This window comes from Stenotrophomonas sp. SrG (assembly GCF_050031795.1).
GTDB lineage: Bacteria > Pseudomonadota > Gammaproteobacteria > Xanthomonadales > Xanthomonadaceae > Stenotrophomonas > Stenotrophomonas rhizophila_A.
On the sequence record NZ_JBNBBE010000001.1, the window covers coordinates 1 to 25,320 of the forward strand.

Annotated in this window: 27 protein-coding genes; 18 read left to right on the forward strand and 9 right to left on the reverse strand. The window is 67.2% G+C overall.

The window, feature by feature from the left end; genetic code table 11:
- Positions 1 to 47 precede the first annotated feature (47 nt).
- Complete coding sequence (locus ACQG3P_RS00005) at positions 48 to 1,943, forward strand: CocE/NonD family hydrolase (protein ID WP_426803776.1); 1,896 nt, start codon at positions 48 to 50, stop codon at positions 1,941 to 1,943.
- A gap of 12 nt (positions 1,944 to 1,955) precedes the next feature.
- Here ACQG3P_RS00005 and ACQG3P_RS00010 read toward each other — a convergent pair whose 3' ends face one another.
- Positions 1,956 to 3,050 (reverse strand): alkene reductase, encoded by a 1,095-nt coding sequence (locus tag ACQG3P_RS00010; RefSeq protein ID WP_068852552.1) that lies wholly within the window; start codon positions 3,048 to 3,050, stop codon positions 1,956 to 1,958.
- Positions 3,051 to 3,211: 161 nt separating this feature from the next.
- Here ACQG3P_RS00010 and ACQG3P_RS00015 point away from each other — a divergent pair, with 161 nt between their 5' ends.
- The 4 genes from ACQG3P_RS00015 (at position 3,212) to lldD (ending at position 6,191) form a co-directional block, all read left to right on the forward strand.
- Positions 3,212 to 3,970, forward strand: a complete 759-nt coding sequence (locus ACQG3P_RS00015) for an SDR family NAD(P)-dependent oxidoreductase (protein ID WP_068852549.1) — start codon at positions 3,212 to 3,214, stop codon at positions 3,968 to 3,970.
- A 114-nt stretch (positions 3,971 to 4,084) separates the two neighbouring features.
- The gene (locus tag ACQG3P_RS00020; RefSeq protein WP_068852546.1) at positions 4,085 to 4,543 is read left to right on the forward strand and encodes an MgtC/SapB family protein; all 459 of its coding nucleotides are present in this window, start codon (positions 4,085 to 4,087) and stop codon (positions 4,541 to 4,543) included.
- The gene (locus ACQG3P_RS00025) at positions 4,540 to 4,974 is read left to right on the forward strand and encodes a VOC family protein (protein WP_426803777.1); all 435 of its coding nucleotides are present in this window, start codon (positions 4,540 to 4,542) and stop codon (positions 4,972 to 4,974) included. The genes ACQG3P_RS00020 and ACQG3P_RS00025 overlap by 4 nt, the downstream gene beginning before the upstream one ends.
- A gap of 74 nt (positions 4,975 to 5,048) precedes the next feature.
- Positions 5,049 to 6,191, forward strand: a complete 1,143-nt coding sequence (gene lldD / locus ACQG3P_RS00030) for an FMN-dependent L-lactate dehydrogenase LldD (RefSeq protein WP_426803778.1) — start codon at positions 5,049 to 5,051, stop codon at positions 6,189 to 6,191.
- A 446-nt stretch (positions 6,192 to 6,637) separates the two neighbouring features.
- On the opposite strand, the gene ACQG3P_RS00035 is transcribed toward lldD, so the two are convergent.
- Positions 6,638 to 6,943 carry a hypothetical protein gene (locus tag ACQG3P_RS00035; RefSeq protein ID WP_217538531.1) on the reverse strand — a complete coding sequence of 102 codons (306 nt, stop codon included), beginning with the start codon at positions 6,941 to 6,943 and terminating at the stop codon, positions 6,638 to 6,640.
- Positions 6,944 to 7,044: 101 nt separating this feature from the next.
- Here ACQG3P_RS00035 and ACQG3P_RS00040 point away from each other — a divergent pair, with 101 nt between their 5' ends.
- Positions 7,045 to 7,539, forward strand: a complete 495-nt coding sequence (locus ACQG3P_RS00040; RefSeq protein ID WP_426803779.1) for a DUF1543 domain-containing protein — start codon at positions 7,045 to 7,047, stop codon at positions 7,537 to 7,539.
- Here the strand turns inward: ACQG3P_RS00040 and ACQG3P_RS00045 are convergent.
- A complete protein-coding gene (locus ACQG3P_RS00045; protein WP_426803780.1) occupies positions 7,521 to 8,213 on the reverse strand; it encodes a M949_RS01915 family surface polysaccharide biosynthesis protein in 693 nt (230 codons plus the stop codon). The genes ACQG3P_RS00040 and ACQG3P_RS00045 overlap by 19 nt on opposite strands.
- A 238-nt stretch (positions 8,214 to 8,451) precedes the next feature.
- On the opposite strand from ACQG3P_RS00045, the gene ACQG3P_RS00050 reads away from it, so the two are divergent.
- A complete protein-coding gene (locus tag ACQG3P_RS00050) occupies positions 8,452 to 9,216 on the forward strand; it encodes a SapC family protein (RefSeq protein ID WP_426803781.1) in 765 nt (254 codons plus the stop codon).
- A 66-nt stretch (positions 9,217 to 9,282) separates the two neighbouring features.
- On the opposite strand, the gene ACQG3P_RS00055 is transcribed toward ACQG3P_RS00050, so the two are convergent.
- Together ACQG3P_RS00055 and ACQG3P_RS00060 are read right to left on the reverse strand one after the other, a co-directional pair.
- Positions 9,283 to 10,641, reverse strand: coding sequence for a CpaF family protein (locus ACQG3P_RS00055; protein ID WP_426803782.1), 1,359 nt, complete (start codon positions 10,639 to 10,641; stop codon positions 9,283 to 9,285).
- Positions 10,626 to 11,891: an AAA family ATPase gene (locus ACQG3P_RS00060; RefSeq protein WP_426803783.1), complete on the reverse strand. Its 1,266-nt coding sequence runs from the start codon at positions 11,889 to 11,891 to the stop codon at positions 10,626 to 10,628. The genes ACQG3P_RS00055 and ACQG3P_RS00060 overlap by 16 nt, the downstream gene beginning before the upstream one ends.
- Before the next feature lie 303 nt (positions 11,892 to 12,194).
- Here ACQG3P_RS00060 and ACQG3P_RS00065 point away from each other — a divergent pair, with 303 nt between their 5' ends.
- Entirely contained in the window at positions 12,195 to 13,178 is a 984-nt protein-coding gene (locus tag ACQG3P_RS00065; RefSeq protein WP_426803784.1) for a helix-turn-helix domain-containing protein, read from the forward strand.
- A gap of 276 nt (positions 13,179 to 13,454) precedes the next feature.
- On the opposite strand, the gene ACQG3P_RS00070 is transcribed toward ACQG3P_RS00065, so the two are convergent.
- From ACQG3P_RS00070 to ACQG3P_RS00080, 3 genes are all read right to left on the reverse strand, one after another.
- Positions 13,455 to 13,850, reverse strand: coding sequence for an OsmC family protein (locus tag ACQG3P_RS00070; RefSeq protein ID WP_068852528.1), 396 nt, complete (start codon positions 13,848 to 13,850; stop codon positions 13,455 to 13,457).
- Between the two features lie 101 nt (positions 13,851 to 13,951).
- A complete protein-coding gene (locus tag ACQG3P_RS00075) occupies positions 13,952 to 14,812 on the reverse strand; it encodes an acid phosphatase (protein WP_426803785.1) in 861 nt (286 codons plus the stop codon).
- Positions 14,813 to 14,838: 26 nt separating this feature from the next.
- Positions 14,839 to 16,377 carry a histidine kinase gene (locus ACQG3P_RS00080; protein WP_426803786.1) on the reverse strand — a complete coding sequence of 513 codons (1,539 nt, stop codon included), beginning with the start codon at positions 16,375 to 16,377 and terminating at the stop codon, positions 14,839 to 14,841.
- A gap of 359 nt (positions 16,378 to 16,736) precedes the next feature.
- Here ACQG3P_RS00080 and ACQG3P_RS00085 point away from each other — a divergent pair, with 359 nt between their 5' ends.
- The 3 genes from ACQG3P_RS00085 to ACQG3P_RS00095 all read left to right on the forward strand — a co-directional run bounded on the left by ACQG3P_RS00085 (position 16,737) and on the right by ACQG3P_RS00095 (position 19,005).
- A complete protein-coding gene (locus ACQG3P_RS00085) occupies positions 16,737 to 17,696 on the forward strand; it encodes a helix-turn-helix domain-containing protein (RefSeq protein ID WP_426803787.1) in 960 nt (319 codons plus the stop codon).
- Positions 17,697 to 17,847: 151 nt separating this feature from the next.
- Positions 17,848 to 18,495, forward strand: coding sequence for a response regulator (locus tag ACQG3P_RS00090; RefSeq protein WP_093535842.1), 648 nt, complete (start codon positions 17,848 to 17,850; stop codon positions 18,493 to 18,495).
- 120 nt (positions 18,496 to 18,615) lie between these two features.
- A complete protein-coding gene (locus tag ACQG3P_RS00095; RefSeq protein ID WP_217538539.1) occupies positions 18,616 to 19,005 on the forward strand; it encodes a response regulator in 390 nt (129 codons plus the stop codon).
- A 13-nt stretch (positions 19,006 to 19,018) separates the two neighbouring features.
- Here ACQG3P_RS00095 and ACQG3P_RS00100 read toward each other — a convergent pair whose 3' ends face one another.
- A complete protein-coding gene (locus ACQG3P_RS00100; RefSeq protein WP_426803788.1) occupies positions 19,019 to 20,185 on the reverse strand; it encodes a hypothetical protein in 1,167 nt (388 codons plus the stop codon).
- 131 nt (positions 20,186 to 20,316) lie between these two features.
- Between ACQG3P_RS00100 and ACQG3P_RS00105 the strand changes: the two genes are divergently transcribed.
- From ACQG3P_RS00105 to ACQG3P_RS00135, 7 genes are all read left to right on the forward strand, one after another.
- Positions 20,317 to 20,748, forward strand: coding sequence for a hypothetical protein (locus tag ACQG3P_RS00105; protein WP_426803789.1), 432 nt, complete (start codon positions 20,317 to 20,319; stop codon positions 20,746 to 20,748).
- Positions 20,745 to 21,257 carry a YidH family protein gene (locus ACQG3P_RS00110; protein WP_426803790.1) on the forward strand — a complete coding sequence of 171 codons (513 nt, stop codon included), beginning with the start codon at positions 20,745 to 20,747 and terminating at the stop codon, positions 21,255 to 21,257. Before ACQG3P_RS00105 ends, ACQG3P_RS00110 begins: the two co-directional genes overlap by 4 nt.
- A gap of 9 nt (positions 21,258 to 21,266) precedes the next feature.
- On the forward strand, positions 21,267 to 22,190 hold the full coding sequence (locus ACQG3P_RS00115; RefSeq protein WP_426803791.1) for a formylglycine-generating enzyme family protein: 924 nt from the start codon (positions 21,267 to 21,269) through the stop codon (positions 22,188 to 22,190).
- Between the two features lie 47 nt (positions 22,191 to 22,237).
- Entirely contained in the window at positions 22,238 to 23,221 is a 984-nt protein-coding gene (locus ACQG3P_RS00120; RefSeq protein ID WP_217538128.1) for a SphA family protein, read from the forward strand.
- Between the two features lie 37 nt (positions 23,222 to 23,258).
- Positions 23,259 to 24,077 carry a DUF2092 domain-containing protein gene (locus ACQG3P_RS00125; protein WP_426803792.1) on the forward strand — a complete coding sequence of 273 codons (819 nt, stop codon included), beginning with the start codon at positions 23,259 to 23,261 and terminating at the stop codon, positions 24,075 to 24,077.
- 1 nt (position 24,078) lies between these two features.
- Positions 24,079 to 24,585, forward strand: a complete 507-nt coding sequence (locus ACQG3P_RS00130) for a hypothetical protein (protein ID WP_426803793.1) — start codon at positions 24,079 to 24,081, stop codon at positions 24,583 to 24,585.
- 118 nt (positions 24,586 to 24,703) lie between these two features.
- Positions 24,704 to 25,255, forward strand: coding sequence for a DUF4136 domain-containing protein (locus ACQG3P_RS00135; RefSeq protein ID WP_426803794.1), 552 nt, complete (start codon positions 24,704 to 24,706; stop codon positions 25,253 to 25,255).
- Positions 25,256 to 25,320 lie beyond the last annotated feature (65 nt).

A 25,320-nucleotide genomic window follows, 5' to 3' on the forward strand; every position in this document is an offset into this window, starting at 1 on the left:
TCGCTAGGCTGCGGAGGTCGGTCGCCATCACCTTCCCGGAGAGAGCCATGCGTGTTCGTGTCGTGCCTGTCATGCTGTTGAGCCTGATGATTGCCGCCAGCGTGTCGGCGCAGACCGCACCGATGACGCCGGATATTCCGGCCAAGGGATTCGTCACCCCTACCGCCGGGTATGACTACGACAAGCGCGAAGTGATGATTCCGATGCGCGACGGGACCAAGCTGTATACGGTCATCGTCGTGCCCAAGGGCGCGCGCAATGCACCGATGCTGTTGACCCGTACGCCCTACGACGCCGCCAACCGCGCCAAGCGCATCGATTCGCCGCACATGCGCGACATCCTCCCGCAGGGCGACGAAGTGTTCGTCGATGCCGGCTATATCCGCGTGTTCCAGGATATCCGCGGCAAGTACGGCTCTGAAGGCGATTACGTGATGACCCGGCCGCTGCGTGGCCCGCTCAATGCCACCAAGGTCGACCATGCCACCGACGCCTGGGACACCATCGACTGGCTGGTCAAGCACGTGCCCGAAAGCAACGGCAAGGTCGGCATGCTGGGCTCTTCGTATGAAGGCTTCACCGTGGTGATGGCGCTGACCAACCCGCACCCCGCGCTGAAGGTCGCCGCGCCGCAGAGCCCGATGATCGATGGCTGGATGGGCGATGACTGGCTGAACTACGGCGCCTTCCGCCAGGTCAACTTCGGCTACTTCACCGGCCAGCTTGCCAAGCGCGGCAAAGGCCCGTCCATTCCCAGCACCGGCTACGACGATTACACCACCTTCCTGCGTGCCGGCTCGGCCGGTGACTATGCCAAGGCCAATGGCCTGGAACAGCTGGCGTGGTGGCACAAGCTGGTGGAACACCCGGCCTACGATGCCTTCTGGCAGGAACAGGCGCTCGATGCGCGAATGGCCAAGACCGAATTGAAAGTCCCCACCATGTGGCTGCAGGGCCTGTGGGACCAGGAAGACATGTGGGGCGCGGTGCACAGCTATGCCGCGATGGAGCCGCGTGACACCGGCAATACGCTCAACTATCTGGTCATGGGCCCGTGGCGGCACAGCCAGGTCAACTATGACGGCAGCAGCCTGGGCGCGCTGAAGTTCAACGGCGATACCGCCCTGCAGTTCCGCCGTGACGTGCTCAAGCCGTTCTTCGACCAGTACCTGGTCGATGGCGCGGCCAAGGCCGATACGCCCCCGGTGCTGATCTACAACACCGGCGAAAACCACTGGGACAAGCTGCAGCAGTGGCCGCGAACCGCTGCCCAGACCAGACCGCTGTACCTGCGCGCCGGCGGCAAGCTCTCGTTCGAAGCGCCGCAGGCGGGGGAGGCCACGTACGAAGCCTATGTTTCCGACCCGGCCAAGCCGGTCCCGTTCGCGCCGCGTCCGGTGCGCTTCGCCGACCGCGACATGTGGACCAGCTGGCTGGTCAAGGACCAGCGCTTCGTCGATGGCCGCACCGACGTGCTGACCTTCGTCAGCGAGCCGCTCACCGAACCGCTGCGGATCGGCGGCGCGCCGCAGGTGAACCTGCAGGCGGCCACCAGCGGCAGCGACAGTGACTGGGTGGTGAAGCTGATCGACGTGTATCCGGACCAGGTGCCGTCGACGCCGGAGATGGGCGGTTACGAGCTGGGCGTGTCGATGGCGATCTTCCGGGGCCGCTACCGCGAAAGCTTCAGTGAACCCAAGGCGATCGCCTCCAACCAGGTGCTCGATTACAAATTCGGCCTGCCCACCGCCAACCACGTGTTCCAGCCGGGCCACCGGGTGATGGTGCAGGTGCAGTCCAGCCTGTTCCCGCTGTACGACCGCAATCCGCAGACCTTCGTGCCCAACATCTACCTGGCCAAGCCCGGCGATTACCAGAAGGCGACCCAGCAGGTGTGGCATGCACCGGGCAACGCGTCGTTCATTTCGTTGCCGGTGTACTGATGCCGAGGGCGATTACCCGGACACGCTCGGGTAATCGGTGTAGCCCTTGGCGCCGCCGCCATACAGCGTGTCCGGATCGAGGTCGGACAGTGCCACGCCCAGGCGCAGGCGTTCGACCAGGTCCGGGTTGGCGATGAAGGCGCGCCCGAACGCGATCATGTCCGCATAGCCGGACGCGATGGCCTGCTCGGCACTGTCCTTGTCGTAGCCATTGTTGGCGATCCACGGGCCCTTGAACTTCGCGCGCAGCGCCGCGTAATCGAACGCGATGTTGTCGCGCGGGCCACCGGTGGCGCCTTCGATCACATGCACGAAGGCCAGGCCGCCAATGGCATCCAGGCGCTCGACCGCACGTTCGAACAACGGCTGCGGCTGCGAATCCCGCGCATCGTTGGCCGGGGTCACCGGCGACAGGCGCACGCCGGTACGCTCTGCGCCGATTTCCGAAGCGATCGCGCGCACCACTTCGTCGAGCAGCCGGGTGCGGTTTTCGATGCTGCCACCGTATTCGTCGGTGCGCAGGTTGCTGCCATCCCGCAGGAATTGATCGATCAGGTAGCCGTTGGCGGCATGCACTTCCACGCCGTCGAAACCGGCGGTGATCGCGTTGCGTGCAGCCTGGCGGAAGTCCTGGATCAGCGCGGGAATCTCGTCCAGGCGCAGCGCGCGCGGCTCGGAGACATCCTCGAAGCCCTTTGCGGTGAAGGTCTTGCCATTGGCGCGCAGCGCGCTGGGTGCCACCGGCACTTCGCCGTCCGGAAGCAGGCTGGTGTGCGAGATGCGGCCCACGTGCCAGAGCTGCAGCACGATGCGGCCGCCGCGCGCATGCACCGCATCGGTCACCTTGCGCCACGCATCGATCTGGGCCTGGCTGTAGATGCCGGGCGTGTCCAGGTAGCCCTGGCCGAGCGGGCTGATCTGGGTCGCTTCGGCGATGATCAGGCCGGCGCTGGCGCGCTGCTCGTAGTACTGGATGGCCAGCGGGTTGGGCACGCGGCCTTCGATCGCGCGGTTGCGCGTCAACGGTGCCATCGCGATGCGGTTGCCGACCTCGATCGCGCCGAGCCGGGTGGGGGTGAACAACGTACCGTCTGGGGACTGTGTCATGTGCGATGCCTTGGGGAAGGGAAGTCGTGCAGGGGATACGACACCCAGCATAGGCCCGGGTGCGTTGCAGCGATGGGAAGCATTGTTGCGGGGCGCTGCGTGCACGTTGTGTAACGCATCCGGGGCGTAGGGTAGTGAGGTACCCAAGCAGAGGCAGTGCAATGATCGATTACCAACTCAAGGGCAAGGTTGCCATCGTCACCGGTGGCGTTTCCGGTATCGGCCTGGCCGTGGCCGAGCTGCTGGCCGATTCCGGCGCGGCGGTCGCGGTGTGGGACCTGAAGGACGACGCGGTGCAGAAGACCGCCGAGGCCATCCGTGGTCGTGGCGTCAATGCGATCGGCATCGCCCTGGACGTCACCGATGAAGCGGCGGTGGACGCGGCCGTACAGCGCACGGTGCAGGAACTGGGCGGGCTGGATATCGCGGTCAACAACGCGGGCATCGGTGGCCCGTCGGCGACCAGCGGCGAGTACCCGGTGGACGGCTGGAAGCGCGTCATCGACGTGAACCTCAACAGCGTGTTCCTGTGCCAGCGCGCGCAGATCCAGGCGCTGCGCAAGGGCGGCAAGGGCGGCAGCATCATCAACATGGCCTCGATCCTGGGCCAGGTCGGGTTCGCCAATTCGGCCGCCTATGTCGCCGCCAAGCACGGCGTGGTGGGCCTGACCCAGACCGCAGCCTGGGAACACGCGGGCGACAACATCCGGGTCAACGCGGTGGGCCCGGGCTTCATTGCCACGCCGCTGCTCGACAAGATGGATCCGACCGTACGCAAGGCGCTGGAAGCCAAGCACGCGCTGAACCGGCTGGGAAAGGCGGAAGAAGTGGCAGCGCTGGTGGCCTGGCTGGCCAGTGCCGACGCGTCGTTCGCCACCGGTACGTATTACGCCATCGATGGCGGTTACCTGGCCCAGTAAACACCGTGGGGCAGGGGCGGGCCTGGCCCGCTCCTGCACGCCATGCTCACGCCGGATTTCACGGCACTCCCACGACGCTCACGCAAGGCTTGAGGCATTGCCGAGGAGAGCTGGATGGGACTGGAACAGGATCTGTCGATTCTGCTGCGCATCGCCGCAGCAATGTTGTTTGGTGGCGTGCTCGGCCTGGAGCGGGAGTTGGGCAAGCATGCGGCCGGGCTGCGCACGCACATGCTGATTGCCGGCGCGGCCGCGCTGATCGTCGGCCTGGGCGACAGCATCGCCGAGCATTTCCAGCAGGAGCGCTACCGTGACCTGCTGCAGGTGGATCCGGTACGCCTGATCGAGGCGGTGGTGGCGTGCGTTGGCTTCGTGGCGGCAGGCACCATCCTGCGTGGCAACCGCGATGATGAGGTCAGCGGTTTGACCACGGCCAGTTCGCTGATCATGGCCGCGGCCATCGGCATCGCGGTGGGGATCGGGGAATATGTGATTGCGATCGGGGTCAGCGTGATGTGCGTGATCGTGCTGACGGTGTTCCGTCGATTGGCAAAAAAGCTGGAGTCACCATGAGCAGCGAACGTCCGTTCGAGATCAAACGCCTTGATCACCTGGTGCTGCGGGTACAGGATCTTCAGCGTGCGGTGGCCTTCTATCGTGACGTGCTGGGCTGCACGGTAGCGCGCGAGCGCCCAACGCTGGGCATGGTGCACCTGCATGCAGGATCCTCGATGATCGACCTGGTGAGCGTGGAGGGTGCACTGGGCAGCCGTGGCGGTCCGGCGGCCGGCGTGCAGGGGCGCAATCTTGAGCACCTGTGCCTGCGCATCGAGCCGTTCGACGAGACGTCGCTGCGCGAGCACCTGACGATGCACGGGGTGGCGGTGGATGGGCAGGTCAGCAGCAACCTGGGGGCGGAAGGCGATGGGCTGTCGCTTTACCTGCGCGACCCCGATGGCAATGGGGTGGAGCTCAAGGGGCCGGCCAGTCCGTGCTGCGGTTAGGCAGCCAATCCGCTGTGGGGGCGTAGATCTTTGGTCTAATGGGCGGATCGTGAACGCTTCTCCATGGTTGGACCATGATCATTTCCGCTTCCACCGATTACCGCGCCGCCGCGCAACGCCGGCTGCCGCCGTTCCTGTTCCATTACATCGACGGCGGCGCCTACGCCGAGCACACGCTGCGCCGCAATGTCGAGGACCTTGCCGGGATCGCGCTGCGCCAGCGGATCCTGCGCAACGTGGCCGACCTCAACCTGGATGCGGAGCTGCTGGGCGAGCGCATGGCGATGCCGGTGGCGCTGGCGCCGGTGGGTCTGACGGGGATGTTTGCGCGACGGGGCGAGGTGCAGGCGGCGAGGGCGGCGGCGAGCCGCGGCATTCCGTTCACGCTGTCGACGGTGTCGGTGTGCGCGATCGAGGAGGTGGCGCCGGCCATCGGTCGCCCGATGTGGTTCCAGCTGTATGTGCTCAAGGACCGCGGTTTCATGCGCAATGCGCTGGAACGCGCCAAGGCGGCAGGGGTCACCACGCTGGTGTTCACGGTGGACATGCCCACGCCCGGCGCGCGCTACCGCGATGCGCATTCGGGGATGAGCGGCCCCAACGCGCCGTTGCGGCGCATGCTGCAGGCCGTGACCCACCCACGCTGGGCGTGGGACGTTGGGCTGCGTGGGCGCCCGCATGACCTGGGCAACATCTCGACCTACCGCGGCAATCCCACCGGGCTGGGCGATTACATCGGCTGGCTGGGGAGCAATTTCGATCCTTCCATTTCGTGGAAGGACCTGGAATGGATCCGCGAGTTCTGGACGGGGCCGATGGTGATCAAGGGCATCCTGGATCCCGAAGACGCGCGCGATGCGGTGCGTTTCGGCGCCGATGGCATCGTGGTATCCAACCATGGCGGCCGCCAGCTGGACGGGGTGCTGTCGACGGCGCGCGCGCTTCCGGCCATCGCCAGTGCGGTCAAGGGCGAGGTGGAGATCCTGGTCGATTCAGGCATCCGCAGCGGGCTGGACGTAGTACGCATGCTGGCGCTGGGTGCAGACGGCGTCCTGCTTGGCCGCGCGTTCGTGTATGCGCTGGCGGCTCACGGCGAGGCCGGCGTGGCCAACCTGCTGGATCTGATCGCGAAGGAAATGCGCGTGGCGATGACGCTGACCGGTGCGCGGAACATTCGCGAGATCAGTGAGGATTCTCTTGTGGGTTTGTCGCGCTGAAAGCGGTAAAGCGGTAAGGGCGGTAAAGCCTTGGTTTGCGAGTTTGCCTGGCTTGGGCCGGCGGGCATGGGGGTACGGGGGGCGCCGTAAACCCATCCATGGGGGCTCTTGCGAAACATCCATGTTTCGCAAAGCCCCCGTACCCCCATGCCCGCCGACCCATTGACAGTGAGCCGGTGGCCTAGGGAGAAGCGACAGCGTAGCCGCTGTCGCTGCCGTTGCCGTTGCCGTTGCCGTTGTATTTGATTTCCGTGGGTCACCGGCCAACTGTCAATGGCTGGCGGGGGTGGGTTTGCGGGACCGTAGAGCGCCATGGATGGCGCGAACGAGCCTACATGGACGTACTTGCGGCGTGTCCCGCAAACCCACACCCGCCGGCCAAGCCGAGGACGTTCGCAGACCAGGGCTTTTGCTCTTGCTCTGCGCCGGACGCGCTTGAACCAACATCACTCGCAGCGGACTGCAGTGATGATGTTGTCCTTGTCGAGGTAGACGCGCAGGCGGTCGGGGCGGTGGTCGCGGGTGGCGACGGTGGAGCCGGGGCCGATGGGGATGATCAGGCCGGCGCCGCTCTGCTTGAAGACAGTGCGCATGGTCGCTTCGTCGGCATTCTTGCCGATGGCCCAGGTCAGGCCTTCGGCGTGGCATTCGCCGCTGCCGGTGATTTCCGGCCCGGGCGCGGTGGCGCAGGCGGACAGGGACAGGGTGGCCAGGGCCACCAGCGGAAGCACGTTGCGCGAACGGGTCGTCATGGGTCGCTCCTGCGGTTGCCAGCCCCGACCATACCACCGCCGTGGTGGCTCCGGGGTGGGCGCCGCTACACTGGTGGCCGGAGTCGACCAAGGAGCCGGTGGTGCTGCACGTGTTCATGCTGGGTGGGCGTCATGCCCGCGCGCGGATCGAAGTCCATGACGTGGCGTTCGCCAACGTTGAACGCATCGAAGATGCGTATCCGCAGCTGCGCCGGGACTGGTTTGGCGAGGCCAAGGGGCTGCATGTCGATGGCTGGCTGGCCGTCGATGGGGTCGAGGACTATCGGGTAGCGTTTGGCGACGCCGCCCCGGCGGCGGACGAGCCCCGGCTGTTCTTCGTCAATCTCGGTGGCTATGTGCCCGGCGCACTGGGCGAGGCGCATGATTACCTGCTGCTGGTCGCGCCCGACCTGGCGGCGGCCCGGCGCAAGGCCAAGGCGCTGCAGGATGCGCGCTGGGACAAGCCGCATACCGACGCGTTGCTGGAGGTGGATGACTGCATCGCCATCGACCAGGTGGGGGGCCGCCATGTACAGCTGGTGCGCGCTGCGCATGCAGGCATCCAGCAGGTCAGCGATTACATCGTGATCGGCTGAGCGCGCAGCGTCGACCACAGCGCCTCCAGGTGCTGCACGAACGCTGCCGGCGCGGTCGCCAGGTTCGCGCTGCCGTGGTGTTCGCCGCCGAAGGGCTCCTCCCCGGGCAGCGACACCCGCGTTTCACCTTCGATTCCGTAGCCGGTGCCGCCGTCTATCAGGCTGATGTGCAGCTGGTGCGGGTCGATGCCGCCCCCACAGAACGTGTGGCTGGCCAACGTGATCTCTGCCTGGCCATCGCCATCCAGGTCGGTCACGCCCACGTGCTCCAGGAACCAGCCCGCTTCCAGGTCCAGTCCGGCGCAGGGCTGGCGGATCTGACGCTGCCATTGCTTGCTCCAGGCCCCGCGCGGGTCCGACCGGGCATGCAGCTGCGCAGTCAGCACTGCGACCTCGAGCACGTTGCCGCTGTCGGCATCCTCATGGGTTTCGTCTCTTCGCTCCAGCACCAGCAGGCCTTCCCCGTGGCGGTCGCGAAAATGCACGCGCCGAAGCACGTGGTCGCCCCCCGGTAGCGGCGCCGCAGTGGCCACCGGTTCGGCAAGCAGGGTCAGTTCGTGCACCGCCGCCGCCGGCCCCTGCTCGGCACAGCCAGCCAGTGCCAGGCAGGCGGCCCCCATCAGCACAGGGTTGAGCAGGCGGAACAGGCGGGGCGGGCAGGCGGGATCGTGCATGGGGGGGGCGTCGCGTAGCTGCCGTGATCATTACCCATCCCGTGCCGGCATGACCACGCACCGCGTCGCGACCGGCTCGTTTCGAGGGCCGGGATTGACCCCCCGGGCCCGTGTTGCTGCAGTGCAGCGAATTCACCGGGCGGTAGCCGGCTGCAAAACAGCCACGCTATAGTGGTCGATCAATGCGGTGCCCGCTTTCGTGCCCGGGCTGTATGGCGCGTCGTACCTGACCAAATTCATGACTGCTGAAACGACTACTCCGCCGGCCGCTCCGGCCCAGGCTTCCGGTCCGCTGTTCTACCGCCAGCCGCTGCCGCTGCAATCGGACAAGCACGCCAACTGGCGCCTGCGTCCGGGTTCGCTGGCGTTCGCCGCCGAGACCAACGCCATTCCGGCGGTGATCGGCGAATTCGGCATGGCCGCCCAGCATTTCCCCATCCTGTTCACCGGCCAGGATGCCTCGCCGATCGTGGCCGTGGGCCTGGCCCGCCGCAACCTGTTCGTGACCGACGGCAAGTGGGCCGATGACACCTACGCCCCGGCCTACCTGCGCCGCTATCCGTTCGTGTTCGTGCAGGCCGAGGATGATAATTTCCTGCTGGCGCTGGATGCCGATTCGGAACAGGTCAACCAGGGCGTCAGCGACGAAGGCGAGCCGCTGTTCATTGATGGCAAGGCGACCGAACTGGTCGACAACGCCATGAAGTTCTGCGCTGATTTCACCCGCGAATACGAACAGACCCGCCAGTTCAGCGCCGCGCTGAAGGAACAGGACCTGCTGGTCGAGCGCAGCATCGACGTGACCCTGCCCAGCGGTGAGAAGATGTCGGTGAACGGCTTCCACGTGGTGGACGTCGAGAAGTTCGCCAAGCTGCCCGACGCCATCGTCCTCGCCTGGCATCGCAACGGCTGGCTGGCCTCGATCCACCACCACCTGAGCTCGCTGGCGCGCTTCAATGCGCTGGTGCAGCGCCAGAGCGCGCAGGTCGCTGCCGCGGCCTGATCACGCAATGGCGTGTGAGGACAGAAAACGGCGGCCCCAGGGCCGCCGTTTCTGTCTGTCCCGGCATCAGGAACGGCTGCCCCGTGCCTGGCGCAGCTGCCGTCGGAATGCCTCAAGCTTGCTGGAGCGGGGTTGGAGGTCGATCCCGACCCAGCGGTCCTGCTCGCGGCCATCGGCATCGATCTGCAGTTCGTGATGGAACAGTTCGCGGGTGCCGATGGCGCCGTCGTTGATGCCGGTCACCTCGCTGATCGACGCCACTACGCGGCGACCGCTGCCCAGCCGCTGGACATGCACCACGAAATCAACCGCACTGGCGATCTGCCGACGCACGTTCTCTTCGCTGCCCTGGAAGCCCGCGAGTCCTGCCAGGATCTCCAGCCGTTGCAGGCAGTCGCGCGCGGAGCTGGCGCGCACAGTGGCCATGGAGCCATCGTGCCCGGTCGCCATCGCCTGCAGCATCTCGATGACCTCGGCGCCGCGCAGTTCACCCACCAGGATCCGGTCGGGGCGCATGCCCAGGCTGCTGCGCATCAGCTCGCGGATGCCGACCGCGCCCTGGCCGTCCGTGCCCGCTGCGCGGCTTTCCAGACGCACTACATGCGGGTGCTTGAGGGTCAGTTCGGCAACCTCCTCGACGGTGGCGATGCGTTCGTCGGCCGGAATGTATCCGGCCATGGCGTTGAGCAGCGCGGTTTTCCCCGAATCGGCGGTGCCGCAGACGAGGACGTTGCAGCGGCCCAGCACCATCGCGTTCAACAGCGCATGCACGGCGGGATCGAACGTGCCCATGCGCAGCAGCTCGTCACAGGTGAACGGGGTCCTGCGGAACTTGCGGATGGAGACCACCGGGCCATCCAGCGCCAGCGGCGGGATGATCGCGTTGAGATGGCCACCAGCGGGCAAGCGCACGTCCGCGATCGGGCAGTCTTCGTCAAGCCGGCGCCCCAGCGGGGCCAGGATACGGCGCAGGATCCGCAGCAGGTGGTCATCATCGGTGAAACGCTGGTTGATCGGCACCAGCTGTCCGGCCTGGGAGACTTGGATATCCCGGTAGCCGTTGATGAGGATGGCATCGATGGCGGGGTCGCGCAGCAGGTCTTCCAAGGGGCCGAAGCCGGTCAGTTCCTTGACCAGCGCGGCTGCCACGATTTCCATTTCGGCGGCATTGACCGGGATGCGCCATTCCTGCACGAACCGGTCGGTCTGGGTGGTTACGTAGCGGGCTACCGTGACCGGCGACCAGGCGTCGATGTCGACCTGGCCATCCTCGATGCTGTTGAGCAGGTGCTCATGGGCAGCGGCCAGCACCCGCAGGAAGTCCTCGGACTGCGCGAACGGCACCCGGGGGTCCGCTGCCGGATCCGCCGGCACGGAATCCGCATTCGCAGCGACCGGGCCGAGCGGGGCTACTTTCTTTTCCATTGACGGCTGTCCAGGAAGCGCATGAGAGTTTCCAGCGGGGTGTGCGGCCGCGCAGGCGGCGCGGCAGGGCACAGGCGCGCCAGCAAGGGCGCGAGCGCGCGCAGGTAGGGCGCGCGGGGGGCATCGTGCAACAGCAGGTGCCCATGGTTGGCGCTGGTGCGCAGGCGTTCGCAGCAGGGCAGGGTAGCCAGCAGCGGCAGGCCGAACCGGTCAGCGATCTGGGCCGGGCCCAGTCCGCCGCCCTGGTGGTGGCGGTTGATGACCAACTGCAGGCGCGCGTCGCGGCTGCCGATGGCGTCCAGGTGTTTCAACACCTGGTCGAGTGAGACCAGCGTGCCGATCGCCGGGTCGGCGACGAGCCAGATCTCGTCGGCACCATTGAGGAGGGAGCGGGGAACCTGGCGGACCGGAACACCACCCAGGTCGCACAGCACCGTGCCGAACACGCCGCGCAGGCGCTGCATCAGGACCGCCGGATCGGCAAGGGTACCGCCATCTCCGCTTGCCGGCTGTCCCAGCAGGTGAAGTCCGCCTTCGTGCCGGGTCACTACCGTGCGGACCAGGTTGGCGTCGATGCGATTGGCATGGCGCAGCGCATCCTCGTAGTGGAACTGGCTGTCCACGTTGAGGTACAGCGCGGTATCGCCGGCCGGATGGCCGAGGTCGACCAGCAGGGTGTCGGTGGCGTTCTCCTCTCCGGCGCGGGGCGCGGCGAGCTGTTGCGCCATCACCCCCAGATGGGTGGCCAGCGTGCTGGTGCCGACCCCGGCGCGTACGCCCAGCAGCAGGATCAGCCGGGCCTTCGCGGCGCCCGGCGCAGGCAGGTCGGGAACATCGGCAGGCAGGGCGGCGGCGCGGCGCAGCACGGCGTCGATCTCAGCGGTGCTCGCTTCCAGGTCGAGAATGTCGCGCAGGCCCGCCCGCACCGCCGCGACAATGCCATCTTCCTCCTTCGACGAGGTCGACCCGACCGCGACCAGCGGCAGGTCGGGATGACTCCGCTGGAGCCGCCTGGCCAGCTCGCTGGAGGCCTGGGCGGCCCCGCGCAGATAATCCAGCAGCACCACGCAGGGGCCGCTGCGACGATGGACGTCGAGGGCACCCGCCGGCGCGGCACTGTCCTGCCAGTGCACGCGCATACCGACCGGGAGCCGGGCTTCGAGCAGGGCGGCCAGGTGGCTGGCCGGGGCGTAGAGGACGAGGGTCATCGGTGGCGGCCTGGGGTGCAGCAGCTGGAGGGGAGCGGCCATGGGAAGCGTCCTTGCGCGCGGGGCACGTCGGACGATGTTCCGCCACTGCTGGCCCCGGCGGATGCACAAAATCGGCAGGGTGCTACATGCCACCCTGTGATGGCCCCATGGACATCAAGTGAATGGAGGATATTGACGCCGTGTAAACACCTTCACGCAGAAACTCCGCGAAAACACACCGATATGTGTCCGGTAGAACCAGCGACGCATTCCGAAGGGGGGAATGCCCAGCAAACCAGGAAGGGGTCTGCACGGTGGATGGCGACCATCGTGGAGTCCACGCCAAACGGGGAAACCGCTGTCATGGCCGATGGTGAAGTGCAGGAGATTCACGGTACCGCGTTACGCCAGCATGACCTGGCGTCATTAAGCGGTGTGCTCCGGGTCTGCGAACTGGAAATGGTGCTGCTGGACGACAACGGGCCGCGCGCATCGATCCAGTCGCAGGTGCATGATGAATCGCTGTTCTGCACGGTCACCTGCGGTTTCCACTTCCGCGGACGCTTCGTGTTGCCGCCGGAATGGTGCCTGCTCGGTTTCATCCACGAGACCGACCCATCGCGAAGCTGGTGCCACGGCGTGAGTCTGGGCGCGGGTACGGCATTGACGGTGTTTCCCGAAGGCGCCAGTGAATTCGCGTTCAGTGCCGGCAGCCGTTTCAGCTTCCTGCTTACGCCCATGCAGCGGGTGCAGCGCAAACTCACCGAACTCAGCCTGCGTTCGAACCTGCCTTTCGGGCAGGCACTGTCGCTGTTCGATGCGGGCGCCAGCGGTTGCGGGCTTGCCGGGCGCTACGCGCAGCTTCCCGCATGGCTTGGCGGCGCGGATCCGGCCCTGCCTGCTGACGCTGCTGCGCTGCTGCTGCACGAACACGTGCAGGCGTTGCTCGCGGCCCAGGGCCAGAGCCGGGCGGCCAATTCCCGTGCGCGCCGCGCGCACTATCTGATCTCCCAGCGCGCCGAATCCTTCATGCGGCAGAATCTGCGGCGCAACATCTACATGCACGAAATCTGCGCCGCAGCGGGCGTGAGCGAGCGTGCCCTGCGCTATGCCTTCGAGGACCTGTTCGGCACCTCGCCCAACCGGTACCTGTCGATGCTGCGGCTGTGCGCCGCATGCCGCGGCCTGTCGATGGCCGATGCCACCCGCAAGTCGGTCAAGGCGGTGGCGCTCAGCTGTGGCCTGTGGGATCTGTCGCGGTTCGCCGACAACTATCGGCGCGTGTTCGGTGAGCTGCCCCGGGACACCCTGATGCGTGCGCCTGCCTCGGCGGGCATCCCGGCCTGAAGGCACGTTTCCGGCAACGTGCCGGAATTGCGCATCCACATGCCGTATTCCTCCCTCGTCTTGCCGGAACGCACGTTCGTGCTGCCGGATCGAAGCGCCTGCGCGTCCACCCCAGCGTTCTAATGACCACGAAGCGCCAACGCGTGGACAGGGCCCTGGAGGTCCAGGAGCACGTGACCGGCACGCTTTGTCCTGGCTCGCTGTCAACCGCGGGATGTCTCCCCCGTCATCGCTCAGGGGGCAGCGAGCCAGGCCATTTCTCGCCTGCGATCCGTCTCAGCCGGCAGCCCGCTCGCTGGTGATCACCGCACCTTCGCGCATCACCAGGGTCACCGGCGTCCGTTCCACGACGTCCAGCAACCGTTGCCACTGCGCGTCATCAAGCGCACCGCTGGCATGCAGCACCCGGTGGACCAGCAGGCGGTTGTCGGCGTCGCGGGAGGAGGACAGTTCGGCGCGGAACTCGCCGAGGTCCCAGCCCTTCTTCTCCGCATACATGCGCAGGGTGATGGCCGTGCAGGCCGACAGCGCCGCCAGGTACAGCTCGAACGGCGCCATGCCCGCGCCCTGTCCGCCGAGCGTGGCAGGCTCATCGGCCACCACGTGGTGTGCACCGGCCTGGATCTGGTGACGGTAGTTGGGGCCGTCGGAAACAATCCTGACCTGTGCCATGGCGTACGCTCTGCAACGGGAATGTGGGGCGCCGAGCATGCCATGCCGGCTGGCTGCGCGCAGCCTGCCAGCAGCGGGACGGTTTGTTGCCTTCGCGGTGGTTACTCCACGCCGGGGATCTTCACCTTCAATGCGGTCGCCTCGGCGTCGCAGTCCTGGGCCACCACGCCGCTGCCGCGCAGGCTGTCGATCTCGGCACGGGCCGCCCTCATATCCGCGTTGAAGGTTTCATTGGCGTGCAGCACCGCGACGGCGCCAGCGCCGACCGCACGCCCCTGCAGCACATCGCTCTGCCAATGCGCGTTGCAGATCAGCCGGTTTTCGCCGAATGCACGACCGCGCGCGAGCACGGCATCGGCCTGGGCCGGGCTCAGCTCGCTCAGCAGAAGTGCCCAGGCCCAGCCGATCGAGGTATGCCCGGAAGGATAGGAGCCGTCGGTGCGCAGCGAGGCTTCGTCGGCCGGGAAGCAGGTTTTCTCTTTGTAGAACACGAACGGCCGTGTGCGCTTGTAATGGTCCTTGGCCGCGTACGTGGCCAGGCCCGCATCGACGAGGGTGCGTTGCAGCAGCAGGTAGAGGCGCGGCGTATCCTGCTGGCTGATCGGCACCCCCAGCGCGCAGGAAAACGTGCTGGCCACCTGCGGGAAGCGCAGGTCGGCATCGCGGCTGGCTAGTGCGTAGCGCGGACTGGATTTCAACTTCTGCGATGCCCGGCTGGTCGCCTGATCACGGGCAAACCCGGGCGAACCCTTGGCGGGAGGCGGCGGCAGCAGGACCAGGCTGTCGGGCAGCGCACGTCCCAGATAGCCGGCGGGCACGCCCGGGCGCAGCTCCGGAACGGGCGCCGGCGGTGGCGGCAGCGCGGAGGGGAGCAGCGCCGGTGATGGGCTGGTCAATGGGCCGGTGGCGCAGCCGGCCAACAGCGCGACGGCAAGCCAGGACGCCTTGCGATGAGCGGGCATGGACACCTCCATCCGTAGGGTTGTTTCTACTGGCCGGCCGCACCACGCGGCGCGGCATCGCGCAGGGGAAAGCGCACCTCGATCCGCGCACCGCCGAGCGGGCTGGTGCCCACGTGCAGGGTGCCGGCCAGCAGGCGTGCGCGTTCTTCCATGCTGATCAGGCCCAGCCCGGGCGTGCGCCGCAGGTGGCTGGCCAGGATGCCCACGCCATCGTCATCCACCCGCAGCACCACGTTCTGCCCACGTACGCACACCAGTACGTCGGCCACGCTGGCGCGCGCGTGCTTGTCCACGTTGTTGACCGCTTCCTGGACGATCCGGAACAGGCTCAGCTCCTGTTCGTCGTTCAGGCGTGGCGCGTCCTCGATGCTGCAGCGCAGTCGCAGCCGTCCGCGTGCGTTGCGCTTGATGCAGAACGCATCCAGCGCACTGGCCAGCCCGGTGAAGCGCAGGATGCTGGGGTGCAGTTCGTGCGAGATGGCGCGGATGTCGTTGGACACCGACAGCAGCTGGTCCTGCAGTTCCACCACGCTGGGGCGCTCGGCAGGCGGGATGTGGTTGCGCAGGGTACTGAGCCGGATCGAGATCGCGGCCAGCGACTGGTTGACGTCGTCATGCAGGTCGCGCGCGATCCGGGTGCGTTCCTCTTCCTGCACCACCAGCATCCGCCCGGTGACCTCGCCCAGGCGCGCGTACGCACGCTGCAGTTTTATCCGGTTGGACAGCTTCTGCTCGGAAAGTGCGCCCAGGAACAGCAGTGCGAACCCCGTGCACAGGGTCCAGGCCTGGCCGGTGAGCAGGTTGCGCTCGGGCGTCCAGAAGCCGAACGGTCCCATCGCTTCCAGGCCCAGCTGCATCCCCAGCACCGCCACGACCACCATGGTCAAGGATGCCCCCGCGATGCCAAACACGATCAGTGCCCATACCAGCAGCGGAATCGGCGCCAGGGTGAGCAGCGGGGTGACGACCCCGTCCTGCCAATCCACCGTCCACAGCACCACCAGCAGGCCCAGCAGCAGCAGGGCCAGGCCCAGCGTCTGCCAATGCCAGCCGTGGCGGCGCTCGGGCGCTTCAAGGATGCGGGCCACGTTGACCAGGGCCGGCACTATCAGCAGGTAACTGACGCTGCTGGTGAGGGCCAACTCGCGCATCGTGGCGGGCGCCAGCGCAGGACCGCGTCCACCCAGCGCCAGCGCGTACCACCACGCCCCGCACAGGGGCAGCAGCACACAGGCCAGCAGCAGGAACAGGGTCAGGTCGCGGTAGTCCTCCAGCGCAGCGCGCTCGCCGCGCCAGCGCAACAGCAGCCACGCCACCATTGCCACCATGGCGAACTCGCCCAAGCTGGCCAGCAGGCGTGGCAGTGCCGACAGCGGCACCAGCAGCAACGACAGCACGGTGCCGGCGCAGGCGGCGAGGATGCACCCGCGCCATTGGCTGCGCGGTGTGAACAGCAGCCAGCCCAGCAATACCGGGCCGGGTATCCACAGCACATGCAGCTGCGGGTTGGGGGCAAGCGTGGGCAGCCACTGGCCGAGCATGCAGCCGAGGAGGAGCGGGAGCACGTTTGTTATGAGAATGCGCACATCCAGTGGAGACGATGTGAAGCGCTCACTCCGGCGTGAGGACAAGCGGTTGCGGGCGGTGTCGGGCGGTGTCGCGCCGACCTGGTTCACCTGGCTGCTGGCCTGCACTCTGCACCTCGGGGGAGATGCGCGGGATCGCCACACTTGCAATCCATGCGCCATAACGTGGTACGACTTTCGGGGTGAGCAACGGACTGCAACCGCTCGCGGCTGGGGGGCCGGCGGCACGACTTGTCGCCATGTCGTAACAGCCCCACAATCGCGCCGATGAGAACAGGTTGACTCGACGCGCGCTATCCACATTCCGACGCATCCGGGAGCTGGCGATGGACGAACCGATGTCCCCCTACAGCCGTTTTGTCGTTGACGGCTTTGATGCGGACGCCCTGCTGGGGGTGGTGCGCGATACCCGCTTCGAACAGCGGCTGCTGGCTGCCGGCCACTTCCGCGCCTGCGTGCAGCGCCTGGTCTTTCCCGAGTTCAGTCTGGACAGCGGCGCCTACACGCTGCCGATCTTTGCCAGTGGCAGCTTCAGCCAAGGCATGATCGCGCTGGCGCTGGCCGTCACGTGCGCGCAACCCATGTGGGCCAACGGACGCTGGATCGAGGCGGGCCAGATCATGGTGTTTGCCGAGGACAGCGAGTTGAACGTGCGCCCCAGTCCTGGGGGCTGGCAATGGGCCGTGATGCTCATTCCGCGCACCGTGCTGCAGCGTGAAGCGGTGCAGCGGGTCGGGCGCGAACTGCGGCTGCCGCGGGTCGGCTGGTACAGCCGCGCGGCGGCCCCCACGGACGCGCGCAACCTGCGCGAAGGGGTGTTCACGGTACTGCAGGACGCCGCCGGTTGGCAGGGGATCGTTCCGCCCGAGCAGCTGGAGATGCAGGCATCCACCCTGCTCGGGGTGTTCATCGATGCCGTGGCGGCGTCCGATGGCGGACCCGAACGGCGGGGGTTGGGCAGCTGCAACGAGCGCCGCCGCGACGCCATCGTGCGCCAGGCCGAGGCCTACCTGAAGTTGCAGCTGGACAATCCCTATGACAGCCGGGCACTGTCCCGGCACCTGGGCGTGGGCGAACGCCAGCTGGAGCGTCTGTTTCGTGATGCCTACGGACATGGCCCGTGCCATTGGCACCAGCTGGCGCGGTTGAACCTGGCCCGCAGTGCCCTGCGGCATGCCCGGGGCTCGGTCGGGGTGACCGAGGTGGCGACGCGTTTCGGGTTTGCGCATCTGGGGCGGTTCTCGGTGATGTACCGCGACGTGTTCGGCGAAAGCCCCCGGGATACCCTGCGTGGCTGAACTGTTTTGAACGTCCGTCACAGTGTGAAACAACGTCACGGCGCCATCACGTCGGCACCATCAAGGTCGAATCGTTGTGCGGGGCTAGCGCTACCGCTGGCCCGCAGAGCACTTCAATCAGGGGACGATTGATGCCACGGGAGACGACAACATGCAGGTTTCGTATTCGCCGGCGGAGTGCCGGTATCGCAGGGTAGTGCTGGCCGACGACCACCGCGTGGTGGCGCAGGGCATCGAGCATCTGCTGGAAGGCCGGTTCGATTCGATCGAGCTGGTGTCCTCGGGCGAGGAGCTTGTCGAGGCCGTGCGTCGGGATCCTCCCGACGTGGTGGTGGCCGACATCAGCATGCCTGGCCTCACCGGCATCCAGGCACTGCGTCGGATGCGCGAAGAGGGCTACGAGATGCCGGTGGTGTTCCTCACCATGCATGACGAGTCGAGCGTCGCCGCCGAGGCGATCCGCGCCGGCGCCCGCGGCTATGTGCTCAAGAGTGCGGCGGGTGAGGAACTGGTGCGGGCGTTGGCGGGCGTGATGGGCGGGCACACGTATGTGACCCCGACCCTGGCGGTGGATGCCATCACCAATGCGGGCCGGCAGCAGTACGTGCTGACCGACAAGCAGCTGCGCATCCTGGAGTACGTTGCGCGCGGCCTGCGCTCCAAGCAGATCGCCTACGAACTTGGGGTGTCGGTGCGCACGATCGAATCGCACAAGTACGCGATCATGCAGGAGCTCGGCGTGCACGGCACGCTGGAACTGGTGCGCAAGGCCGAACACGAAGGCCTGATCCGGCACTGAGCACCGTCTGCATACGGGACGCGGGCAAGTAGATTTACTTGCCCGCGTCCGGTTGTTTTTCCCTTGTCCGGTGGACAGGCACGGCACACCATCAGGGAACGCGTCGACCTGGCGGGAACCATGAATGCTGCCCGTGTGCTGCTTGCCGAAGACGGCTCCGCCATGGGCCGGCAACTGCGTGGCCTGCTTGCCGAACAGTTCGAGGTGATCGGCCTGGTGCAGGACGGCGCCTCGCTGGTCAAGGCGGCGCAGTCGATGCTGCCCGACGTGGTGGTGACCGACATCGCCATGCCCGAGCTCAACGGCCTGGAAGCGGCGCGGCGGCTGCGCGTGCAGCGGCCGGTACTGGGCGTGGTGTTCATCACCGTGCATGCCGAGCCGCAGATGGTGGACCAGGCCATGGCCCTGGGCCCGTGCAGCTATGTGCTCAAGTCCGATGCCGGCGACGACCTGGCGCTGGCCGTGCAGGCCGCGCTGCGTGGCGAACGCTTCGTTTCGCGCTCGCTGTAGGCGGTGGATGGGTTCATATCAGCATGCCCGCGAGTTTCGCGACCAGATCGTCCACCGACATGGCCACCAGCGCCAGCGGAAGCAGCGGGACGAGCGTGGGAAGTGCCATTCCCATCAGGGTCCAGCGCGTGACCGGTACCACCGACATGGCCGTCGTGCCCTGATACACCGCACTGAAGTCGGCGAAGGCCGACGCGTCGTTGTGGTCGAGCAGCGATTCGGTGCTGGCCGTGTCCTCGCTGGCAGCCTTCCAGCGATCATCAAATGACGCCGCCGCGCGGTTGCCCAACGCGCTGAACCGGTACAACGCGTGGCGGCGCGCGCGGATGAGCGTAGGCGTGAGCAGCAGCAGCGGGGCAACCAGCAGCAGGGTCGCGCCAATGACGTAGCCTGCCAGCAGGTGCCGCAATGCGTGGAGCGGGATGTCCAGATAGATCATGTGGTTGAGGCAGGCGCCCGAAACCACCAGCGCGCCTGCCGCGCCCAGCATGCTGAAACGTTCCTGCGCCACGCCGAGGAATGCCAGCCCCCCGGTTCGGTCGGGGTGTTCGGCGTGCAGGGTCAAGCCTACCGATGGCAGTCGGGCCAGCAGCATCGCCCACAGGAGAAACCGCCACAGCCACAGCAGTGCGACCAGCCGGAACAACGGCATGGCGACCCACGCGTACCAGTACCCGGCAGGAGTCATCACTCCAGCGTGGTCGCGCCAGTCCGGAACACCGCCCAGCGGGCCGACCACGTCAGCGTGCAGCAACACAGGCAGTAGGGCCAGCACGATGCACGCCAGCTCCGGCCAACGGCTGTCGCGCCAGCGACGGATGCTGGACAACAGTGCCTGCAGCCGCGGCTGGCGGCGGGGATGGACGAGGCTGGCATGAGTAAGCTGGCGCAGGGCGCCATGCAGCAGCGCGTCGGCGCGCGGCGCGGCAAGCACCAGCAGTGGCAGGGCGAGCAGCAGGCGGAAAAGGGTGGCGTAGTCGCCCAGCAGCGTCATGGCCTGGGAACGCGGCCACACCATGTCCCCCCTGCCGGCCAGCAGCAGCAACGGCACGAAGGCCACCACCAGCAGCGCGCCGGCGAGCCACCAGGACAGACGGCGGGTCCCATGCAGCGCCCCGCTGGCACGCAGGAGGCGGTGCACCAGTCCGCCGCGCATCAATGAGTAGCTGTCCTGGCTCATGCACGTCGAGCATACCGCTGCGTCGCGCCGTCACCATCGCAGTAAAAATACTGACGGCGGTGCAGTACGTATCCCGATGTGTGTCCGGGCCACCCCGGCCAAGCTGGAGACCTGTGCAAGGGAACCGGCCAATGCTCCTCGTCATCGATTTCCTGACGCGTTTCTGGACTGACCTCGTAGGCCGGACCGATGGTCCGATGAGCTTCCGGTTCTTCCTGCAGCCGACCATGGCGCTTATCACGGCAGCCATCGATGGGGTGCGCGATGCGCGTTCGGGCAAACCGCCGTACGCATGGTTGATGGCACATAGCGCCGAACCTGAGCGTCGCGCGAAATGGCGCGAAGGCGTCACCGCAACGGCACGCATCCTGCTGCTCGGCGTGGTGATGGACGTGATCTACCAGGTCCGCGTGTTCGGCGGGTTCCGCTATCCCAATGAGGCGTTCGTGCTTGCGGTGGTACTGGGTTTCCTCCCGTACCTGGTGCTGCGCGGTCCCTTCGACCGGCTGGCCCGCTTCTGGATCCGTCGCCACCCGAACCACCGCAAGGACTCCACGCCATGACGGAAAAAGACCCTGCACGCGCGTTGTCGGAACGCGCCATCTCCCTGGAGCAGGCGCGGCAGACGCTGGGCGGCACCGATGCCGCCTCGCTGGAGCTGTCCTCGCGGCGCACCGGCATGTCGTTCCAGCGGACGCGGATGAGCGCCGACCGCACGCTGATGTCGATCATCCGCACCGCGCTGTCGCTGATCGGATTCGGCTTCACCATCTACCAGTTCTTCGGCCACATGCTGGACGTGCCGGGCACCATGCTTCGCCCGCATGCGCCACGCAACTTCGGCGTGGCCCTGGTCGCGCTGGGCATGGTCATGCTGACCCTGGGCATCGTCTACCACCTGCGCTACATGAAGGAGCTGCGCAGCGAGCGTGCCCTGATGATGGGCGAAGGCCTGATCCACGGCGAAAGCCACTACCCGATATCGCTGACCCTGATCACCGCAGGCCTGCTCTGGCTGCTTGGCCTGCTGGCGATCGTGAGCATGACCTTCAATGTTGCGCCATTCGGCTGAGGGGAAGAGATGAGTGTCGTGGCCGATACCATGATCGAGATCGACGGCGGGGTCTTCCTGATGGGCTCCAACGACCATTACCCGGAAGAGCGCCCCGCGCACAAGGTGCGGGTGGCGCCTTTCCGGATCGACCGCTATCCGGTCACCAACCGCGAGTTCTCGCGCTTCGTCAGCGCCACCGGTTATGTGACCGCTGCCGAGCGGCCGGCCGATCCGCGCGATTACCCGGGTGCGGATCCGGCGCTGCTGGTGCCCTCGTCGGTGGTGTTCGTGCAGCCCTCCGGCCCGGTGGACATGTCCAATACCCACAACTGGTGGCACTACGTTTCAGGCGCCAACTGGCGCCATCCGCGCGGACCCTTCACCCAACTGGACGGCCTGGATGACCACCCGGTGGTCCATGTGACCTTCGCCGATGCGCAGGCGTACGCGAAATGGATCGGCAAGGACCTGCCCACGGAGGCGGAGTGGGAGTACGCCGCACGTGGCGGCCAGGAGCCCAGCGAGTTCGCGTGGGGCGACAGCCTCACCGTGCGCGGGCGCCACCAGGCCAATACCTGGCAGGGCGAGTTCCCGTGGATGAACGTGGAGGAAGACGGGCACCGCTGGACCTCGCCGGTGGGCAGCTATCCGCCGAACGGTTACGGGCTGTACGACATGATCGGCAACGTGTGGGAGTGGACCAGCGACTGGTATCAGCAGCACGACCAGCTGCAGAGCAGGGCCTGCTGCGCGATCGACAACCCGCGCGGCGGCGAGCGCCAGCGCAGCCACGACCCGGCCGACCGCAGCGGCATCCCGCGGCGGGTGATGAAGGGCGGCTCGCACCTGTGCGCGCCCAACTACTGCCGCCGCTACCGGCCCGCCGCGCGGATGGCCCAGCCGATCGACACCTCGACCTGCCACGTCGGCTTCCGCTGCGTGGAACGCTGATGCGCCGCCACCGCGCCCACCGTCCACAACCGCATGAGGTGACTGCCATGACCTGCCCATCCGCTTCGCATTATCGTCGCAGCTGCGTGGCCACTGCCGTGCTGCTGGGCACGCTGGCACTGGTGGCCGCGCTGCCGGCGCACGCTGTCGAAGGCGGCCTGGGGCGCTCCATCACCGGTATGCAGATCACCTCGTACGTGGGCGTCATTCCGCCCGAGCCGGGAATGCAGTGGTCATTGAGCTACGTGCACTATGACGGCAGGATCGGCGGCAGCCGACCGGCACCCATCGCCGGGCAGGTTTCGCTGGGGCTGGAAGCCGATGTCAGCCTGACCGCGGCCACCGGGGTGTACGTGTGGCCGACCAAGGCCGGCAGGTGGAACTTCGCCACGATGCTGACCGTGCCCTACATCGATGCCGATGTGACCGCCGGCCTGCAGGGCCCGCTCGGCAACCAGGTGCGCGTGCAGGACAGTGCGTCCAACCTGTTCGACGTGTATTTCGCACCAGTGATTGCCGGTTTCCATATCGACCAGGTACAGCACGTCTCGTTCGGCCTGTACGTGTACGCACCCACGGCGAAGTACACCCCGGGCAAGCTGGCCAACCCCGGGCTCAATGTCTGGACCGTGTCGCCGGCGGTGGGGTACACCCATCTGTTCCAGAAGGGCACGCTGGAGTTCAGCGTGCTCGGCGGCATGGACTGGTACAGCCGCAACGACGACACCGATTACAAGAACGGCCTGGTACTGCGCACCGATGCACTGCTGGTCAAGCGCACGCCCAGCGGCTGGGGCTTCGGCGCGGCGGCGGGCTGGCTGCAGCAGGTCCAGGACGACGACGGAGACCTGGCCGACCGGCTCAACGGCTTCAAGGGTCGCGCGTTCGGTGCCGGACCGGTGCTGACCTATGGGAAGAAGTGGCCCGGGGGCGAGCACGTGGATGTGTCGTTCCGGTACCTCAGTGAATTCAGCGTGCGCAACCGCTTCGAGGGCGATCCCTGGAGCGTGTCGATCAGCGCCGGCTTCTGAGCCGCGCGCCTGTCCTTTTCACCTCCGGAGACATGCCATGGCCACCGCCGCACTATGTTTCGCCCGTACCGCCTGCCTGCTGCTCGGCGGCCTGGCCGGGGGCGCGTTGCCGCTCGCGGCCGCCCCGGCGCGCACGCCGCCGGCCAGCACCGACGGCGACGAGCGCGACCCCGAAGCGCTCGCCGCGCTGGACCGCATGGGCGCCGCACTGCGTGCGCTCAAGCAGTTTTCGCTGACCTCCGATGCCAGCACCGAGGTGGTGCTGGAGGATGGCCAGAAGATCGAACTGGACGGCGTTGTGACCTACAAGGTGAAGGCGCCGAACCAGTTGTTCCTGGAGCTGCGCAGCGACCGCCAGCTGCGCCAGCTGTTCTACGACGGCAACGCGCTGACGGTGTATTCGCCGCGCTTGAACTATTACGCGCAGGTGGACGGCGTGGGGGCCACGCTCGGTGAGCTGGTGGACCAGGCGGCCGACCGCTACGGCATCGAAATGCCACTGGCCGACATGTTCCTGTGGGGTACCGACAAGGCGCCCAAGACCGCGATCCGCGCCGCCCTGCACGTGGGGGGCGGCACGCTGGATGGCGAACCCATCGAGCAGTACGCCTTCAAGCAGGACGCCGTGGACTGGCAGGTGTGGATCTCCAAGGCCACCTCGCTGCCGAAGAAGCTGATCATCAATTCACTGGATGACCCGGCCCAGCCACAGTATCGCGCGCGGCTGGCGTGGGATACCCTCACGCCGGTACCCGCGACCGCCTTCCAGTTCGCACCGCCGGCCGACGCCGCGCGGATCAAGCTGGTGCCGCTCGAGGTCGCCGCGGTGGTTCCCGATGCCGGCCAGGAGAACTGAAATGCTTTCCTTCCCCAAGACCCAGCGCACCATGCTCACCGGCGCGGCCAGCCTGATGGTGCTGCTTGCCATCGGCATCGGCCCGGCCAATGCACAGCACGGCCATCGCGGCGGCGGTGCTGCGCGAGCCGGCGCCCACGCCAACATCAACCGGCCGGTGCAGCGGCCGCAGGGCGGCGGTGCGCATCGCGACGTCAATCGCAATGTGAACCGCGACGTGAACCGGAACGTCAACCGGAACGTCAACCGCGACGTGCATGTCGACGTGGATTACCACGACGACCACTGGAACCACTGGGATGACCATCCGGTCGCCACGGCCGCCGCCATGACCGCCGGCGTGGCGCTGACCTCGGCGGTGATCGGCTCGATCGTCTACTCGGTGCCGCCAAGCTGCGTGACCACCGTCATCAACGGCATGGCCTACCAGCAGTGCGGCAACACCTGGTACGAGCCGCGCTACAGCGGCACCACCGTGCAGTACGTGGTGATCAATCCACCGCGTTGACCCTGCCGGTTGCAGCAACCGGTAGTTTTTCTGGCTGGCCTGCGTAGTTATGCGGATGACCACGCAGGCAGGAGGGGGCTAGGCTGGAAGCCAGTTCACAGCCCCGGAGTGTCGTGTGATGAAAGCCTTTGCGATCGCGGTCCTCGCCACCTCGCTGGTGGCCTGCGCCAGTACGCCCACCGTGCACACCGACTTCGACCCGGGGGCGAACTTCGCCTCCTTCCGGACCTACAGCTGGGCGATGAAGCCGCAGGGCGCATCGCCGCTGGTCAGCCAGCGCATCGTCGACGGCATCGACGCGCGCCTGGCGGCCCGCGGCTGGACCCAGGCCGCCAACGGCGACGTGGCCCTGGCCGCGCATATCGTGACCAGCCAGCGGCAGACCCTGGACACGTTCTACACCGGCAGCAACATGGGCGGTTGGGGCTGGCGTGGCGGCGGCTGGGGCGGCGGCATGGGCATGGGCAGCGCCACCACCACGGTACGCACCTACGACGTGGGCACGCTGGTGGTGGACATGTTCGATGCGCGCAGCAAGCAGGCGGTATGGCGCGGCACGGCCAGCGGCACGGTGCCCAGCACCCCGGAGCGCACCAACGCCGCGGTGGAAGCCGGCCTGGACAAGCTGTTTGCCGGGTTCCCGCCGGGCAGTGCAGCGGCGACCAAATGATGCGCTGACACCCTTCGACGTTTCACCGCGCGGCGCCGCACCGGGGCCCATCCCTCCCACCGGTC

What these genes read in the sequence shown, in the direction of transcription:
- ACQG3P_RS00110 (WP_426803790.1), top strand. Translation starts at nt 20,745, where the DNA reads ATGACGGAAAAAGACCCTGCACGCGCGTTGTCGGAACGCGCCATCTCC.
- ACQG3P_RS00055 (WP_426803782.1), bottom strand. Translation starts at nt 10,641, where the DNA reads ATGGAAAAGAAAGTAGCCCCGCTCGGCCCGGTCGCTGCGAATGCGGAT.
- ACQG3P_RS00010 (WP_068852552.1), bottom strand. Translation starts at nt 3,050, where the DNA reads ATGACACAGTCCCCAGACGGTACGTTGTTCACCCCCACCCGGCTCGGC.
- ACQG3P_RS00050 (WP_426803781.1), top strand. Translation starts at nt 8,452, where the DNA reads ATGACTGCTGAAACGACTACTCCGCCGGCCGCTCCGGCCCAGGCTTCC.
- ACQG3P_RS00025 (WP_426803777.1), top strand. Translation starts at nt 4,540, where the DNA reads ATGAGCAGCGAACGTCCGTTCGAGATCAAACGCCTTGATCACCTGGTG.
- ACQG3P_RS00020 (WP_068852546.1), top strand. Translation starts at nt 4,085, where the DNA reads ATGGGACTGGAACAGGATCTGTCGATTCTGCTGCGCATCGCCGCAGCA.
- ACQG3P_RS00130 (WP_426803793.1), top strand. Translation starts at nt 24,079, where the DNA reads ATGCTTTCCTTCCCCAAGACCCAGCGCACCATGCTCACCGGCGCGGCC.
- ACQG3P_RS00135 (WP_426803794.1), top strand. Translation starts at nt 24,704, where the DNA reads ATGAAAGCCTTTGCGATCGCGGTCCTCGCCACCTCGCTGGTGGCCTGC.
- lldD (WP_426803778.1), top strand. Translation starts at nt 5,049, where the DNA reads ATGATCATTTCCGCTTCCACCGATTACCGCGCCGCCGCGCAACGCCGG.
- ACQG3P_RS00015 (WP_068852549.1), top strand. Translation starts at nt 3,212, where the DNA reads ATGATCGATTACCAACTCAAGGGCAAGGTTGCCATCGTCACCGGTGGC.
- ACQG3P_RS00075 (WP_426803785.1), bottom strand. Translation starts at nt 14,812, where the DNA reads ATGCCCGCTCATCGCAAGGCGTCCTGGCTTGCCGTCGCGCTGTTGGCC.
- ACQG3P_RS00095 (WP_217538539.1), top strand. Translation starts at nt 18,616, where the DNA reads ATGAATGCTGCCCGTGTGCTGCTTGCCGAAGACGGCTCCGCCATGGGC.
- ACQG3P_RS00045 (WP_426803780.1), bottom strand. Translation starts at nt 8,213, where the DNA reads ATGCACGATCCCGCCTGCCCGCCCCGCCTGTTCCGCCTGCTCAACCCT.
- ACQG3P_RS00090 (WP_093535842.1), top strand. Translation starts at nt 17,848, where the DNA reads ATGCAGGTTTCGTATTCGCCGGCGGAGTGCCGGTATCGCAGGGTAGTG.
- ACQG3P_RS00070 (WP_068852528.1), bottom strand. Translation starts at nt 13,850, where the DNA reads ATGGCACAGGTCAGGATTGTTTCCGACGGCCCCAACTACCGTCACCAG.
- ACQG3P_RS00105 (WP_426803789.1), top strand. Translation starts at nt 20,317, where the DNA reads ATGCTCCTCGTCATCGATTTCCTGACGCGTTTCTGGACTGACCTCGTA.
- ACQG3P_RS00060 (WP_426803783.1), bottom strand. Translation starts at nt 11,891, where the DNA reads ATGGCCGCTCCCCTCCAGCTGCTGCACCCCAGGCCGCCACCGATGACC.
- ACQG3P_RS00120 (WP_217538128.1), top strand. Translation starts at nt 22,238, where the DNA reads ATGACCTGCCCATCCGCTTCGCATTATCGTCGCAGCTGCGTGGCCACT.
- ACQG3P_RS00100 (WP_426803788.1), bottom strand. Translation starts at nt 20,185, where the DNA reads ATGAGCCAGGACAGCTACTCATTGATGCGCGGCGGACTGGTGCACCGC.
- ACQG3P_RS00115 (WP_426803791.1), top strand. Translation starts at nt 21,267, where the DNA reads ATGAGTGTCGTGGCCGATACCATGATCGAGATCGACGGCGGGGTCTTC.
- ACQG3P_RS00005 (WP_426803776.1), top strand. Translation starts at nt 48, where the DNA reads ATGCGTGTTCGTGTCGTGCCTGTCATGCTGTTGAGCCTGATGATTGCC.
- ACQG3P_RS00035 (WP_217538531.1), bottom strand. Translation starts at nt 6,943, where the DNA reads ATGACGACCCGTTCGCGCAACGTGCTTCCGCTGGTGGCCCTGGCCACC.
- ACQG3P_RS00085 (WP_426803787.1), top strand. Translation starts at nt 16,737, where the DNA reads ATGTCCCCCTACAGCCGTTTTGTCGTTGACGGCTTTGATGCGGACGCC.
- ACQG3P_RS00065 (WP_426803784.1), top strand. Translation starts at nt 12,195, where the DNA reads ATGGCCGATGGTGAAGTGCAGGAGATTCACGGTACCGCGTTACGCCAG.
- ACQG3P_RS00125 (WP_426803792.1), top strand. Translation starts at nt 23,259, where the DNA reads ATGGCCACCGCCGCACTATGTTTCGCCCGTACCGCCTGCCTGCTGCTC.